At 33.5% G+C, this 15,893-nt stretch carries 15 protein-coding genes; 13 read left to right on the plus strand and 2 right to left on the minus strand.

The annotated features are described in order from the left end of the window. Positions 1 to 12 precede the first annotated feature (12 nt). The 4 genes from ACWA1F_RS05630 to ACWA1F_RS05645 all read left to right on the plus strand — a co-directional run bounded on the left by ACWA1F_RS05630 (position 13) and on the right by ACWA1F_RS05645 (position 5,824). A complete protein-coding gene (locus ACWA1F_RS05630) occupies positions 13 to 945 on the plus strand; it encodes a PorP/SprF family type IX secretion system membrane protein (protein ID WP_306157695.1) in 933 nt (310 codons plus the stop codon). An 11-nt stretch (positions 946 to 956) separates the two neighbouring features. Beyond that, positions 957 to 2,894 carry an OmpA family protein gene (locus ACWA1F_RS05635; RefSeq protein ID WP_456892309.1) on the plus strand — a complete coding sequence of 646 codons (1,938 nt, stop codon included), beginning with the start codon at positions 957 to 959 and terminating at the stop codon, positions 2,892 to 2,894. 244 nt (positions 2,895 to 3,138) lie between these two features. Further along, positions 3,139 to 5,142, plus strand: coding sequence for an NAD-dependent DNA ligase LigA (gene ligA, locus ACWA1F_RS05640; RefSeq protein WP_456892311.1), 2,004 nt, complete (start codon positions 3,139 to 3,141; stop codon positions 5,140 to 5,142). After that, the gene (locus ACWA1F_RS05645; RefSeq protein WP_306157701.1) at positions 5,132 to 5,824 is read left to right on the plus strand and encodes a hypothetical protein; all 693 of its coding nucleotides are present in this window, start codon (positions 5,132 to 5,134) and stop codon (positions 5,822 to 5,824) included. Before ligA ends, ACWA1F_RS05645 begins: the two co-directional genes overlap by 11 nt. Here the strand turns inward: ACWA1F_RS05645 and ACWA1F_RS05650 are convergent. After that, positions 5,811 to 6,722, minus strand: coding sequence for a bifunctional metallophosphatase/5'-nucleotidase (locus tag ACWA1F_RS05650; RefSeq protein ID WP_456892313.1), 912 nt, complete (start codon positions 6,720 to 6,722; stop codon positions 5,811 to 5,813). The two genes, ACWA1F_RS05645 and ACWA1F_RS05650, sit on opposite strands and share 14 nt — an antisense overlap. 36 nt (positions 6,723 to 6,758) lie before the next feature. Continuing rightward, the gene (locus tag ACWA1F_RS05655; RefSeq protein ID WP_456892315.1) at positions 6,759 to 7,538 is read right to left on the minus strand and encodes a 5'-nucleotidase C-terminal domain-containing protein; all 780 of its coding nucleotides are present in this window, start codon (positions 7,536 to 7,538) and stop codon (positions 6,759 to 6,761) included. A gap of 47 nt (positions 7,539 to 7,585) precedes the next feature. Here ACWA1F_RS05655 and ACWA1F_RS05660 point away from each other — a divergent pair, with 47 nt between their 5' ends. The 9 genes from ACWA1F_RS05660 (at position 7,586) to fabV (ending at position 15,881) form a co-directional block, all read left to right on the plus strand. Continuing rightward, entirely contained in the window at positions 7,586 to 8,098 is a 513-nt protein-coding gene (locus tag ACWA1F_RS05660; RefSeq protein ID WP_456892317.1) for a DUF6913 domain-containing protein, read from the plus strand. 16 nt (positions 8,099 to 8,114) lie between these two features. Beyond that, entirely contained in the window at positions 8,115 to 8,996 is an 882-nt protein-coding gene (gene dapA, locus ACWA1F_RS05665) for a 4-hydroxy-tetrahydrodipicolinate synthase (RefSeq protein WP_306157709.1), read from the plus strand. Positions 8,997 to 9,133: 137 nt separating this feature from the next. Then, on the plus strand, positions 9,134 to 9,928 hold the full coding sequence (locus ACWA1F_RS05670; protein ID WP_306157711.1) for an outer membrane protein assembly factor BamD: 795 nt from the start codon (positions 9,134 to 9,136) through the stop codon (positions 9,926 to 9,928). Positions 9,929 to 9,936: 8 nt separating this feature from the next. Continuing rightward, positions 9,937 to 10,254 (plus strand): DNA-directed RNA polymerase subunit omega, encoded by a 318-nt coding sequence (locus ACWA1F_RS05675; protein WP_008463064.1) that lies wholly within the window; start codon positions 9,937 to 9,939, stop codon positions 10,252 to 10,254. A 7-nt stretch (positions 10,255 to 10,261) separates the two neighbouring features. Then, a complete protein-coding gene (gene coaBC / locus ACWA1F_RS05680) occupies positions 10,262 to 11,476 on the plus strand; it encodes a bifunctional phosphopantothenoylcysteine decarboxylase/phosphopantothenate--cysteine ligase CoaBC (protein ID WP_456892321.1) in 1,215 nt (404 codons plus the stop codon). A gap of 69 nt (positions 11,477 to 11,545) precedes the next feature. Then, entirely contained in the window at positions 11,546 to 12,430 is an 885-nt protein-coding gene (gene porD / locus ACWA1F_RS05685; protein ID WP_306157721.1) for a type IX secretion system protein PorD, read from the plus strand. 53 nt (positions 12,431 to 12,483) lie between these two features. Then, positions 12,484 to 14,136: a DNA repair protein RecN gene (gene recN, locus ACWA1F_RS05690; protein WP_456892323.1), complete on the plus strand. Its 1,653-nt coding sequence runs from the start codon at positions 12,484 to 12,486 to the stop codon at positions 14,134 to 14,136. A gap of 9 nt (positions 14,137 to 14,145) precedes the next feature. Beyond that, positions 14,146 to 14,667, plus strand: a complete 522-nt coding sequence (locus ACWA1F_RS05695; RefSeq protein ID WP_456892325.1) for a tetratricopeptide repeat protein — start codon at positions 14,146 to 14,148, stop codon at positions 14,665 to 14,667. Between the two features lie 23 nt (positions 14,668 to 14,690). Next, on the plus strand, positions 14,691 to 15,881 hold the full coding sequence (gene fabV, locus ACWA1F_RS05700) for an enoyl-ACP reductase FabV (protein ID WP_456892327.1): 1,191 nt from the start codon (positions 14,691 to 14,693) through the stop codon (positions 15,879 to 15,881). Positions 15,882 to 15,893 lie beyond the last annotated feature (12 nt).

The following is a 15,893-nucleotide window of genomic DNA, read 5'->3' on the forward strand; positions in this document are numbered from 1 at the left end:
ATAAGTATCGTTATGAAACTATATATAAAATCATTAGAAACGTATTTTATTCTAATATGTTCTTTTATTACGGTTTGTGCTTCGGCACAACAAGATCCGGGATATACGCAGTATATGTATAACACTATGGCGGTAAATCCAGCGTATGCTGGATCTACCGGAACCATAGAGGCAGCACTTTTATATCGTTCTCAATGGGTCGGAATGCCCGGCGCACCAGAAACACAATCTTTCTCTGTTCATTCTCCTCTTCGAAATGAGACATTAGGAATAGGGCTAAGTGTCGTAAACGATAAAATCGGACCTTCCAACGAACTGTATCTTGATGGAAACTTCTCTTATTCAGTGCCTCTTGGCTATGAAAAAAGACTGGCATTTGGTATAAAAGCCGGTACGAGAATGTTAAACATCGATTGGTCTAAAGGAAGATATTATGATGATGACGATGTTTTGTTAAACCAAAACATTAATAATCAGATGAAACTAGCAGTAGGAGCAGGAATTTACTACTATACAGAAAAATGGTATGTAGGACTTTCAGTTCCGAGTTTTATTCAGAATGATTACTATGATGACGTTCAAGAATCTATTGATTATGATCGTATGCATTACTACTTAATGGGAGGTTATGTTTTTGATTTGAATCCAAATTTGAAATTTAAACCAGCATTTTTAGTAAAAGCAGTAAGCGGAGCACCAATTACGGCAGACATATCGGCAAATTTCATGATTCAGGAAAAGTTTGTTATAGGGGGAGCCTACCGAACAGATGATTCGGTAAGTATATTGGCAGGTTTTCAAATATCGCCAAGTTTCTATCTTGGATACGCTTTTGATTACACTGTAAGCCAATTGAACAAATACAACGATGGTACTCACGAATTCATCTTGCGTTATCAATTTGTGAAAAACCAAAGTAAAATTAAGTCTCCTCGATTCTTCTAAAAATAAAACTTATGAGAAAACTATATATCCTATGTTTAATTTTGAGCGTTACGTTTAGTTTCGCTCAAAAAACAAATTTAAAGAAAGCCGATGCTTTGTTTCGAAACTTTTCTTATTTGGATGCTTCCAAAGCTTACGAAGAAATTTTACAAAACATAAAAGATCCATCAGCGCAGACTTTGAAGAACGCGGCAGATTCCTATTATTTCATTTCAGATTCTAGAAATGCACTTAAATGGTACAGAAAATTGTATGAAGTACAAGGAAATAACTTGACTGATATTTACTATTTGCGTTACATCCAATCTATGAAAGCAGTTATGGATTATGATGAAGCAGATAAAATCACAAAAGAATATCTAGATAAAAAAGGAGATAAAACAGAAATTAACCGATACGTTGCCCAGAAAAAATATATGGACAGCGTCTCAAAAGCAAAGCCTCTTTATACTATCAAAAATTTAGATATCAATACCAGTAAATCAGACTTTGGAGCTACATTTTTTAAAGATAATGTAGTATTTACATCGGCTCGTGACACGACTAAGTTTAGCGAAAAACTGTATACTTGGAACAATCAGCCATTTCTTAACTTGTACATTGCAGAAAGAAATCCGGCAGATGGAAGTTTATTCAACGAAACTGTTTTTCTTCCAAATGTAATGACTAAGTATCACGAAGCAACAGCAAGTTTTGACAGTCAGGGAAAAACAATTTATTATTCAACCAATATTGTAAAGAAAAACAAATTGGTTATCGATGAAGAAAGAGTTAATAACTTTCAGATTGTGAAAGGATCTATCATCAATAATAAATTAGAAAATCCACAGAAAGTGTTTTTTGACAGCGATGATTATTCTGTTGGACATCCATCATTAAGCGAAGACGGACAGTTGCTTTTCTTTGCTTCAGATATGCCAGGAGGTTATGGAGAAACCGATTTGTACATGGTAAAAATTGCGGCAGACGGAACCATGAGTTCGCCTCAGAATTTAGGGCCAAGCATTAATACTATTGGTAATGAAGTGTTTCCATTTTTCCAAAACGGAGTTTTATACTTTTCTTCTGATGGACACTACGGTTGGGGAGATTTAGATGTTTACGAAAGTAAGCTTTTGGCTAATGGAACTTTTTCAGCACCAAAAAATCTTGGAGCACCAGTCAACAGCAACAAAGATGATTTCTCTTTTATAATTGACAAGACAGATGCATACGGCTATTTTTCTTCAAATAGAGCAGGAGGAAAAGGAGATGATGATATTTATTCTTTTGTAAAAGGAAAACCAGTCTGCAATCAAAGTATTTCAGGAATGGCTATTGATCGTAAAACGAAAAAACCGCTGACAGATGTGACCATAATGGCATATAACTCTTTTAGTGAAGTTTTGGGCGAAACCAAAACCAATTTTGACGGAAAATATGCTATTGAAGTTCCTTGTAACAAAGTGGTTAAAATGATTGCCGCAAAACCAAATTACAGCAGTGATGATAAAACAGTTGAAACAACTGGCCAAAACGGTGGCGAAATCACAGATGTAAACTTTGAATTGAGCAATTACGATGACTTGGTAGTTAAAAAACAAGGAGTAGAAAAAGTCGATGTAAACCCGATTTATTTCGATTATGATAAATATGATATTACGCCAAAAGCAATTGAAGAGTTGTCTAAAGTCGTTTTCATTATGCAGAAATTTCCAAACATCAGAATCAAAATCGAATCTCACACCGATTCTCGCGGAAAAGACGCTTACAACCTAAAACTTTCAGACAATAGAGCAAAATCTACACGAGATTATATCCTTTCGCAAGGCATAGATGCTTCTAGAATTGAAAGCGCTATTGGTTACGGAGAAAGCCGACTAATTAACAAATGTAAAAATGGCGTAAAATGTTCTGAAGAAGAGCATTTGCTAAATAGACGTTCAGACTTCATCATTATTCAAAAATAGTTTTATATTTGCATTGTAATTAGTTGATTATCAGTGTAAAATATAAAACGTCAAAACCATTTGGAAGTTGGTTTTTTTTAATTCTTTTTTAAGAATAATGGACAAGGAGAAAATCAGACTGCATGAATTTGCAGTCTGATTTTTGATTTTCTAAAACTTTTATTTTTTCTCCATTTGAACAAAAATAAATTCTAATTTTGATATTCAGTTTTTCATTATTATAATCTGCAATATTTTACTATTTATGAGCATTCAAGAGACCATTCAAGCATTACGAAATGAACTTAATCAGCACAACTATAATTATTATGTGTTAGACAATGCCACAATTTCAGATTATGATTTTGATATTAAGCTCAAAGAACTTCAGGATTTAGAAAATAAGCATCCAGAATTTTTTGATGAGAACTCGCCAACTCAACGAGTAGGAGGGGCTGTTACTAAAAATTTCAAAACAATTGCACACCAGTACAGAATGTATTCTTTGGATAATTCTTATTCTAAAGAAGACCTTTTAGATTGGGAAAACCGTATTCAGCGAGTTTTAGGAAACGTTGACTTGCAATATACTTGCGAATTAAAATATGACGGAGCTTCAATAAGCATTACTTACGAAAACGGAAAAATAGCTCAAGCCTTAACACGCGGAGATGGTTTTCAAGGTGATGAGGTAACAAATAACATTAAAACCATAAAATCAGTTCCGCTGCATTTAAAGGGAAATTACCCTGATAAATTTGATATTCGCGGAGAAATCATTCTTCCGTATGCCGGTTTTGAAAAAATGAACCAAGAATTGATCGAAATTGGAGAAACACCTTATTCAAATCCAAGAAATACAGCATCGGGAAGTTTAAAATTGCAAGACAGTGCTGAGGTTGCCAAACGTCCGCTAGAGTGTCTGCTATATTTTGTTACAGGAAATAATCTGCCTTTCAAAACCCAATTTGAAGGTTTAGAAATGGCTAGAAGCTGGGGATTTAAAGTGCCTAAAGAAGCAAAATTGGCCAATAGCATGCAAGAAGTTTTTGACTTTATTGATTATTGGGATGTGCACCGCCATAATTTGCCTTACGAAACCGATGGTGTTGTTGTCAAAGTAAACAGCATTCAGCATCAGGAAGAATTAGGATATACAGCAAAATCGCCGCGTTGGGCAATGGCGTACAAATTCAAAGCCGAACAAGTTTCAACCAAATTAAAATCAATTTCATATCAAGTAGGAAGAACTGGAGCGATAACGCCAGTTGCCAATTTAGAGCCAGTTCAGCTTGCAGGAACTATTGTAAAAAGAGCTTCGCTTCATAACGCTGACCAGATTGAAAAATTAGATATCAGAATAAATGATACTGTTTTTGTAGAAAAAGGAGGAGAAATTATCCCAAAAATCATTGCAGTAGATTTAGATAAACGCCCAGAAAATTCAGAAAAAACACATTATATCGCGTATTGCCCAGAATGCCACACCGAATTGGTAAGAAATGTGGGAGAAGCCAATCATTACTGTCCTAATTTTTACGGATGCCCTCCACAGATTATTGGAAGAGTGCAGCATTTTATTTCAAGAAAAGCAATGGACATTGAAGGACTTGGCGGAGAAACGGTTGCTTTATTGTTCAAAAATGATTTGGTCCATAATTACGCCGATTTGTACGAACTGAAGGTAGAAGACATTTTGCATTTAGAAAGAATGGCACAAAAATCTGCTGAAAATCTGGTAAATGGAGTGCAGAAATCAAAAGAAATTCCGTTCGAAAGCGTATTATTTGCGCTTGGAATTCGATTTGTAGGAGAAACAGTGGCTAAAAAACTAGCCAAACATTATAAAAATATCGACGCTTTAAGCCAAGCTTCATTAATGGATTTGGTTCTGGTTGATGAAATTGGAGAAAGAATCGCTAAAAGTGTTATTGAATTCTTCGAAAATGAAGAAAACAGAAAAATTATTGAACGTTTAAAAAGTTATGGAATTCAATTTGAAATTGAAGAAAAAATAAACCCAAATGCTACTGATAAATTTGTTGGAAAAACTTTTGTGGTTTCTGGCGTTTTTAGTCAATTTTCTAGAGACGAACTAAAGAAAGCCATTGAAGATAACGGAGGAAAAGTAGGAAGCTCAATTTCTGCAAAAACAGATTTTGTAGTAGCGGGAGATAATATGGGACCAGCCAAACTGGAAAAAGCAACAAAGCTGAATATTACCATATTGTCAGAAGACGATTTTATAAACAAATTGAATGAAGCCTAATAAACCATCATTAATTTTGTTTTTTCTAGCCTTGCTCTGTACAATCATTTTTGATTGGACAGAACAAGAGTTTTTTGCGACGTATGCAAAAGCCATTGTTCTTCCTGCGATTTTTATTTATTATTTAATCAGCAGTGAGTTAAAAATTGGAAAAACAGAAGGTTTTATTTTCTTTTTCTGTTTTGTTGGACAAGTTTATGATCTGATGGATGTGGAAAGTTCCGAAATAGGAGGAGTATTTAGTTTTTTGATCGTTTATACTCTTATCGTTACCATATTTATTCGGGAACACGAAAGGATAAAACTAACCAGACGCGACATTCTGCCTATTTCTATTGTAGTGGTATTTATAGTCTATTTGTTAATCTCCGTTTTGAGTCTTCAGCTAGACAGTATGAGAAAATTTATTCTCGTTTACACCGTGTACGGAATCGTGCTGAGCTTATTGAGTTATTTCTGTTTTGTAAGCTACATTACAAAAGGGACACATATAGCGCTGCTGATGTCTCTTATGGCAATAAGCTACATCTTCTCTGATATCTTTTATATTTTTAATGAATATTTCTCGTATTCTGTTGTTTTAGTTTTAATACGAGATACAACTCAAATTCTAGCTTATTTCTTTATGGTAGAATACTTTTTAGAAAAAGCTAGAATTCAAAAAAAGGCTATACAACAATAGTTGCACTTTGGTTAGTATAAGCTTTGTCTTTATCAAAATAAAAATCGATACGGCCTAGATTAATTCCGTAACAACCCACTTGATTTACCAAAACTTCTTTACCAGCTTTATTTTTTACAATTGTTGGTTTGTCTAAGAAAGTATGCGTATGTCCTCCGATAATTAAATCGATATCTTGAGTTTGTTCAGCAAATTTCAAATCGCTTATTTTAGTCGGATCATCTTTGTATTTATAACCTAAATGCGAAAGGCAAATAACCAAATCACATTTTTGTTCTTTTTTCAAAAGCTGTGCCATGTCTTGAGCAACTTCAACCGGATTGTTGTAAACCGTTTCCAAGTACAATTTTTTATCTACTAAACCTTGCAATTCAATTCCAACACCAAAAACACCAACTTTAATTCCGTTTTTATTAAAGATTTTGTACGGCTTAACATGACCGTCCATAACCGTGTTTTTAAAATCATAATTAGAATTGATAAAATCAAAACTTGCGTGCGGAAGCTGAGCGTATAATCCGTCAAGACCATTATCAAAATCATGATTTCCAATTGTAGAAGCATCATATTTCATCATGCTCATCAATTTAAACTCTAATTCTCCTCCGTAATAATTAAAATAAGGAGTTCCTTGAAAAATATCTCCAGCATCCAACAAAAGCACATTCGGATTTTCTTTACGGATAGTTTCTATTAAAGTTGCACGTCGAGAAACGCCCCCTTTATTAGGATTACGCGGATCATTAGCAGGAAAAGGATCAATGTGGCTGTGCACATCGTTAGTATGTAGAATCGTTAAATGCTTATTATCGTTACTTTCAAAACTGCTCAAAGACAATCCTAAACTTAATAGGGCAGTACTTGCTGCTGTTTTTTCGATAAACTCTCTTCTTTTCATTTTTTATATTTTTTGCAGGAATGCTATACTTGTTTTTTATTCTTCTGTGATTCTGATATTTTTTGGAGCAACAACAGTGTCTACTTCTTTAAAATAATCAATCAATACATCTCTAAGTTTATAATTTAAGTCAAACTTTTGAGTATTTTTTGCAAAGAAAGTCATGCTGTCGCCTCCATTTGCTAGATAATCATTTGTGGCAACATAATACGTCTTGTTTAAATCAAGCGGTTTGCCTTGCACCATAATGTTTTTTGCTTTTTCGTCTTTTGTAATTGTAAACGTCATTCCAGACAATGGCTGAGGTTTTTTCTCCTTAATAATATAAGCAGCAATTTCTGAGATCTGCTCGCCTTTTAAAGCCAAAACAACCAAGCTGTTTTCAAAAGGCATAATTTCAAAAGCTGTCCTTGTTGTAACATTTCCTTTTGGAAGAATAGCACGAATACCGCCATGATTTAAAAGACAGACATCAATATCTTTATTTTCACGTTTGTTAAAAACAAGATTTCCTCTTTGTACGCACACGTCAGCCATTAAGCTTCCAATGCCAGTTTGCCATTTTCCAGTGCTTTTGTCAAGAGTTTCAGGGCAATATGCCAATACATTGTCCAAATCCTTATTAATGTGATCGCGATAAGGCTTAATAAAGTTTTCAATTTCAGGAGTTTCGCCAGTCTTTTCAGTAACAGGAAGTTGCTTTCCTTCAATTTTTGTTAAGTTGTAGTTTTTAGGGCTACAAGAAGAGATTAAAAAAAGTGTTAAGAATATAACAAAAAGTTTTAAAAATCCGTTATACTTTTTTAGTTTTACCATTTTAAATGCAATTGAAATAATTAATTTTGTAATCGAGTAAAAGTAGTATGTTTTTGAATTATATAAAGGAATTTTTTGTAAAAAAATCATTAAAATTTCATTTAAATAATGAAAAAAGCGAAGTATTTACCAAAAACGTTCAAACAATTGGTTTATTGATAGATGAGAGCAATTTTGAGCATTCAGAAGCACTAATAAAGGAGTTAACGCTCCAAGGAATCGCTTTAGAAAACATAAAAGTTGTTGCATACAGAGAAAAATTCAAGGAAAAAGAGACCTATTCGCGTCCAACTTTTGGTAAAAAACATATCAGTTGGAGAGGCGAAACAACAGAGGTTTTTTTGAATGAATTTGTAAACTCCAAATTTGATCTTTTACTAAGTTATTATAATGTTGAAGACGTTTTTTTAATGTTGATAACAAGTAAGTCAAAAGCTAAGTTCAAAGTCGGGTTCGCTACCGTAGATCAAAATTTGAACAGTTGGATGATTAGTACAGAATTAGGAAACTATAAACTCTTCGTTTCAGAATTGTTTAGGTATTTAAAAAATATAAAATAAAACTATAATTAATAATATGCAATCATTGATAGGAACTGGTGTTGCGCTTGTAACGCCATTTAAAAAAGATTTTTCAGTTGACATTGAAGCTTTACAACGTATTGTAAACTTTTCTATAGATGGCGGAGTGGAGTATCTTGTTGTGATGGGAACAACTGCAGAAAATGCAACCCTTACAGCAGAAGAGAAAGAATTGGTTATAAAGACTGTAATCGATGTGAATAAAGGAAGACTGCCTCTTGTTTTAGGAGTTGGAGGTAATAATACTATGCAGATTGTTGAGGAATTAAAGACAAGAGATTTTTCTGCTTTTGAAGCAATTTTGTCTGTTTCTCCATATTATAATAAACCGACTCAGGAAGGGATCTATCAGCATTTTAAAGCAATTGCTGAAGCATCTCCAATTCCAGTAATTTTATATAACGTTCCGGGAAGAACTTCAAGTAATATGCTTCCGTCAACAGTGGTTCGTTTGGCTAACGATTTTAAAAATGTCGTAGCCATTAAAGAAGCGGCTGGAGATATGGCTCAAGCTATGCAGATTATTAAAAATGCTCCAAAAGATTTCTTAGTAATTTCTGGAGATGATATGCTAGCATTGCCTATCGTTTTAGCAGGCGGAGCAGGAGTAATTTCTGTAATCGGGCAAGGTTTTCCTAAAGAATTTTCAGAAATGATTCGTTTAGGACTAAATAAAAAAGCTGCCGACGCGTTTAAAACACATTATTTTTTATCAGACAGTATTGATATGATTTTTGAGCAGGGAAATCCAGCAGGAATCAAACAAATCTTCCAAGCCCTTGGAATTGCTGAAAATACAGTTCGTCTTCCGCTAGTTTCTGTAGATGATTCGCTAGCAACGAGACTGAATGAGTTTGTAAAAAACAGCATTAAATAATTGTTAAAGTGTTAGTATTTTAAGATACTAAAAAATTATTTTGCAGTAGCTAAATTAATAACTAAATTTGCCACCGAAACTTCGGTGCGATTTCACTTTGGCATAATTGTCTGAGAGATTCTAATAACAGTAAGAAAATGAAAAAAATACTATCGCTATTAATTGTTGTAACTCTTTTTTATTCTTGTGGAGAATATCAAAAAGCGTTGAAAAATGAAGACGTTGCAGCAAAATTTGAGATGGCGACAAAAATGTATGATGCTGGTAAATACACAAAAGCGATTCGTCTTTTTGAGCAATTAGCAACTTCTTACAGAGGAAAACCTCAGGCAGAAAAACTGTTTTACATGTTTTCTCAGTCTTATTATAAAACAAAACAGTATTATCTAGCTGGTTATCAATTCGAAGCTTTTGTTTCAGGGTACCCAAGAAGTGAGAAAGTTCAGGAAGCTGCTTTTTTAGGTGCTTACAGCTATTCTAAATTATCGCCAGCTTATAGCTTAGATCAGGCAGATACGGTTAAAGCATTAGAGAAATTACAGGCTTTTATTGATAATTATCCAAACTCAGAATACATTCCTCAGGCAAATGAGGCTGTACAGAAGCTAAATGGTAAATTAGAGAAAAAAGCATACGAAAATGCTAAAGGATATAATACGATTTCAGATTACAAATCAGCTTTAATTGCGTTTGATAATTTTATCGCCGATTTTCCTGGAACGCCTTTTAAAGAAGATGCATTGTTTTATAAATACGATTCAGCATATCAATTGGCAATTAATAGTGTTCCTTCAAAAATGGAAGAGCGTTTAAAGGTTGCACAAACAGCTTATGCTAATTTGATCAAGTTTAAAAGCGATACAAAATATAAAGAAAAGGCAGAAGAAATGAATGCCAGAGTTGAAACAGATTTACAAAAATTTACTAAATAAATAAAGTGATGGATTTAAAAAAGACGAATGCTCCTGTAAACACAATAACTTACAATAAAACAGTTATTGAAGAGCCAACAGGAAATGTGTATGAGGCAATTACCATTATGGCTAAAAGAGCAAATCAAATTAATTCAGAGATTAAAAAAGAATTGACTGAAAAATTAGAAGAGTTTGCTACTTATAATGATAGTCTAGAGGAAGTTTTTGAAAATAAAGAACAAATCGAAGTTTCTAAATTTTACGAAAAATTACCAAAACCACACGCTTTAGCTGTTCAAGAATGGTTAGACGGTAAAACTTACCACAGAAGTTCAAACAAATAATAGTACAATGTCAGTTTTAAACGGGAAAAAGATTTTGCTGGGTGTTTCTGGCGGAATTGCAGCGTATAAAACAGCCACTTTAGTACGACTTTTTATAAAAGCAGGTGCACATGTCCAAGTGATCATGACACCTGCTTCTAAGGATTTTGTAACCCCACTTACATTATCTACTTTATCAAAAAATCCAGTACATTCCAGTTTCTTTAATCAGGATGATGAAGACGAAGTTTGGAACAATCACGTAGAACTAGCTCTTTGGGCAGATTTTATGCTGATTGCGCCTGCTACTGCCAATACATTATCTAAAATGGCAACCGGAAACTGCGATAATCTTTTAATTGCAACTTATTTATCGGCAAAATGTCCAGTTTATTTTGCTCCTGCAATGGACTTGGACATGTACAAACATCCTTCAACTTTATCGAGCTTTGCTGCATTAAAACAGTATGGAAATATAATGATTCCTGCTGAAAGTGGAGAATTGGCAAGTGGTTTATCTGGCGAAGGCCGAATGGCTGAACCTGAGAATATTGTCGCTTTCCTAGAAGCTGATTTAGAGAGTAAATTGCCTTTAAAAGGAAAAAAAATACTAGTTACAGCAGGCCCGACATACGAAGCGATAGACCCAGTACGTTTTATTGGAAATCATTCTTCTGGTAAAATGGGTTTTGATATTGCTAATGAAGCGGCAAGTTTAGGAGCTGAAGTTTTTTTAATTGCGGGACCAACTCATTTTAAAGCAAAAAATAGTCTGATAAAAGTGGTAGATGTGGTTTCTGCACAAGAAATGTATGAGGCTTGTCATTTGTATTTTAACGAAGTTGATGCGGCAATCGCTGCTGCAGCAGTTGCTGATTACAGGCCTAAATTTGTTGCAGATCAGAAGATTAAAAAGAATACAGAAGAATTTTCGATAGAACTGGAGAAAACAAAAGATATCTTGTCTTCTTTAGGAGCTATCAAAAAAAATCAGTTTTTAATTGGTTTTGCATTAGAAACAGAAAATGAAATTGAAAATGCTAAGTTGAAAATTCAGAAAAAAAACTTAGATTTGATTGTTTTAAATTCCTTACAAGATAAAGGGGCAGGTTTTAAAAAAGATACTAATAAAGTGACGTTTATTACTAAAGATTTTGAAATCGAACCGATGGAATTAAAATCGAAAGAATCTGTTGCGGCTGATATTTTGAATAAAGTTATTCTGCATTTTTCAAAATCATAAATTTAAAATATACGCCGAAAGCATAATTTGGAAGCAATTTATGTTTGTAAAATTTAATATTAGACGATTATGAATAAGATAGTTATACTATTTATGTTTTTAAGCTTTGGTTTTGTGCAAGGGCAACAGCTAAACTGTACCGTAACTATTAATACAGAACGTCTAACAAACCCCAATAATCAGGTTTTTAAAACGCTTCAGACTTCTTTGGCTGAGTTTGTCAATAAAACAGACTGGACGGGATCGGTTTTAAAACAAAACGAAAGAATAAACTGTTCAATGTACATTACTTTGTCATCAAATAGTTCGGATCAATTTACAGGAACAATTCAGGTTCAGTCTTCACGATTGATTTTTAATTCTACCTATTCTTCTCCGGTTTTAAATTACAACGATAAAGATTTCAACTTCAGATATACAGAATACGAACCTTTACTGTTCAATCCAAACACTTACGATTCTAATTTGGTATCTGTTATCTCTTTTTATGCTTATGTGATATTGGGCATGGATGCCGATACGTTTCAAATGGGCGCTGGGAATCCGTACCTTCAAACGGCACAGAATATTGCCAATGTGGCGCAGCAAGGTGGTTTTAAAGGCTGGAACCAATCTGACGGACTTCAGAACCGCTACTATTTGATTAATGATATGATTGCGCCAACATATAGCGATTTGCGCCAAACTACTTATGCGTATCATACTGGTTTAGACGGAATGACTTTGGATATAAAAGCTTCAAAAGAAAAAATAAAAAATGCGTTAATGCTTATTGGTAAATTAAATTCAGTTAAGCCAAATGCTTTTATAACTCGAGTTTTCTTTGATGCAAAATCAGATGAAATTGTTTCTATTTTTTCTGGAGGACCAAGTATTAACATTACCGATTTAACCGATGTTTTAAATAAAGTTTCGCCGTTAAACTCTACAAAATGGTCTCAGATTAAATATTAATCTCCGTTTTATTTTTATAATCTTCGTTAACTTACATTTTTACAAAACTCCCCATGATTACATCATTGTCTATTAAAAATTATGCTCTTATCGAAAAACTGGCTATAGATTTTTCTAAAGGTTTTTCTATAATTACAGGTGAGACAGGTGCAGGAAAATCAATTATTTTAGGAGCTATTGGTCTTGTTTTGGGTAAACGAGCAGATCTTACTTCGTTAAAAAATAAAGAAGAAAAATGTGTTATAGAAGCGCAATTTGAGATTGGAAAATACAATCTAAAAGATTTTTTTGAAGCGAATGATTTGGATTATGAAGATGAAACCATCATTAGAAGAGAAATTTTGCCTTCTGGTAAATCGCGCGCTTTTATAAACGACAGTCCTGTAAACCTTCAGGAACTGCAAGATTTGAGTTTGTTTTTGATCGATATCCATTCGCAACAGCAAACACAGGAATTATCAGATGAAAATGTTCAGTTTAAAATTATTGATGCTATTGCAAACAACACAGATGTAATTGCTGAATATCAAAAACTGCTCAAATCGTATAAATCAGATAAATCTAAATTGAATGCACTGCTTAAAAAACAAAGTGATGCAGGAAAAGAGCAGGAATACCATACTTTCTTATTGAATGAATTGGTGGCGGCTCAATTAAAATCTGGTGAGCAAGAAGAATTAGAAGCAGATTATGAAAAGCTGAATAATGTCGAGATTATTAAAGAATCTTTAGATAAATCTCTTGCAATTGCAAATGAAGAACAATTTGGTGTTTTCCATAATTTGAATGAAATTAAAAATGCATTGCAAAAAGTAGCTCCTTTTGCAGCTGAATATCAAAATTTGTTTGAAAGAATTACTAGTTTAACTATAGAATTTGATGATGTTTCGAAAGAATTAGAAAGTGCTTCAGAAAAATTATTGAATGATCCTACGCAGTTGGAACTAATCAATCAGAAACTGCAGTCGATTTATAATTTACAGAAAAAACATCAGGTAAGTTCTGTAGATGAACTGCTTCAGATTCAGGCAGATTTAGGAAATTCTTTATTGGAGTTGGATAATATGGACGAAGAAATTGCTTCTTTGACTAAAATTATAGAAGAAAAAGCAGTAGAATTGGATGATTTCGCATCCAAAATACATCAAAATAGAGTAAATGCAATTCCGAAATTATCAGAGCAGTTAGTTGCAATTTTAGAAACTTTAGGAATGCCGAATGCTCGTTTTAATATGGAATTATTGCCTTCTGAAAATTATTTCCAAAACGGAAAAGACGAATTGCAATTTTTGTTTTCTGCAAATAAAGGAACCGATTTTGGCTTATTGAAAAAAGTGGCATCAGGCGGAGAAATGTCCCGTATTATGCTGGCTGTAAAAGCAATTTTAGCTAAATATTCAAAACTGCCAACATTAATTTTTGATGAAATTGATACTGGAGTTTCTGGAGAAATCGCCATTAGAATGGGGGAGATTATGAAAGAAATGAGTACAACGATGCAGATATTCGCGATTACACATTTACCGCAGATTGCTGCAAAAGGAGATTCACACTTCAAAGTTTCTAAAGCTACAATTGGAGATGATACACAGTCTGAGCTGAAACTTTTATCTCAAGAAGACCGAATTATAGAAATTGCCCAGATGTTGTCTGGAGCAAATATTTCTGACTCAGCTTTAAATCACGCAAAAGAATTATTGAATTAAAATATAGAAATGGAGAGTTTGAGTTTTTACGAAAATCAGTTTATAAAAGCAGATTCATTAATTTCTGAAGGAAATTCAGCAGATGCAAAAGAACTGCTGGAAGAAATCTTGTCGCAATATCCAGATTTTGGAAAGGCACATAATCACTTAGGATGGATTTATTACAACAAACTGAATGATTATGATAAAGGAGTTTATCACTATAAATTGGCCATGAAATTTGATCCAAAATATTCTGCGCCGTATTTAAATTATACCTATTTATTGATAGATATTGGAAGATATGCGGAAGCAAAACAGCATATTGCTTTTACATTAGCCAATTTGGAAAATGCAGATAACTCTACATATAACAGTGAATTAGGAAGAATGGCTGAGTATGAGAGTGAATATACGATTGCTCATAACTATTATAAAGAGGCTACGAAAAACGCATTGAACCCAAATTTTATTGACAATATGAAGGCTAATATGAAAAGGGTTAAAGATAAAATGTCTATTTTTGAAAAATTAAAACTGAAATTGAAATAATACAAAAAAAATAAATTGCAAAGATGATTATAGAACCTAGAATGAGAGGATTTATTTGCTTGACTGCCCACCCAACGGGAGCTGAGCAAAATGTAAAAAATCAAATCGAATACGTAAAATCTAAAGGAGAAATCGCTGGAGCTAAAAAAGTTTTAGTTATTGGTGCTTCTACAGGTTTCGGGTTAGCTTCAAGAATTACTAGTGCTTTTGGTTCTGGTGCATCAACAATTGGAGTGTTTTTTGAAAAACCTCCAGTTGAAGGAAAAACAGCTTCTCCAGGATGGTATAACTCTGCAGCATTCGAAAAAGAAGCTCATAAAGCAGGTTTATATGCAAAAAGTATTAATGGCGATGCATTCTCAAATGAAATTAAAAGAGAAACTTTAGATTTGATTAAAGCAGATTTAGGACAAGTAGATCTTATCATTTACAGTTTAGCATCTCCAGTACGTACAAATCCAAATACAGGTGTTACGCATCGTTCAGTTTTAAAACCAATTGGACAAACTTTTACAAATAAAACAGTTGATTTCCACACAGGAAAAGTTTCAGATGTTTCTATCGCTCCTGCAAATGAGGAAGATATTGAAAACACTGTAGCGGTTATGGGTGGTGAAGACTGGGCAATGTGGATAGAAGCTCTAAAAAGTGAAAACTTATTAGCAGAAGGTGCTACAACAGTTGCATATTCTTATATCGGGCCAGCTTTAACTGAAGCAGTTTACCGTAAAGGAACTATCGGACGTGCAAAAGATCATTTAGAGGCTACAGCATTTACAATTTCAGATAGTTTAGAATCTTTAGGCGGAAAAGCGTATGTTTCTGTAAATAAAGCTTTGGTAACTCAGGCAAGTTCTGCAATTCCTGTAATTCCATTATATATTTCTCTTCTTTATAAAATCATGAAAGAAGAAGGAATTCACGAAGGATGTATCGAGCAGATTCAGCGTTTATTCCAAGACAGATTATACAATGGTTCTGAAGTTCCTGTTGATGAAAAAGGAAGAATCAGAATTGATGACTGGGAAATGCGTGAAGATGTTCAGGCTAAAGTAGCTAAACTTTGGGAAGAAGCTACAACTGAATCATTGCCAGAAATTGGTGATTTAGCAGGTTATAGAAGCGATTTCTTAAATTTATTCGGATTTGAAGTTCCTGGTGTTGATTACAACGCAGATACTAACGAAGTTGTTAATATAGAAAGCATCAAATAATACTATTTTTAC

This window comes from Flavobacterium erigeronis (assembly GCF_054075165.1).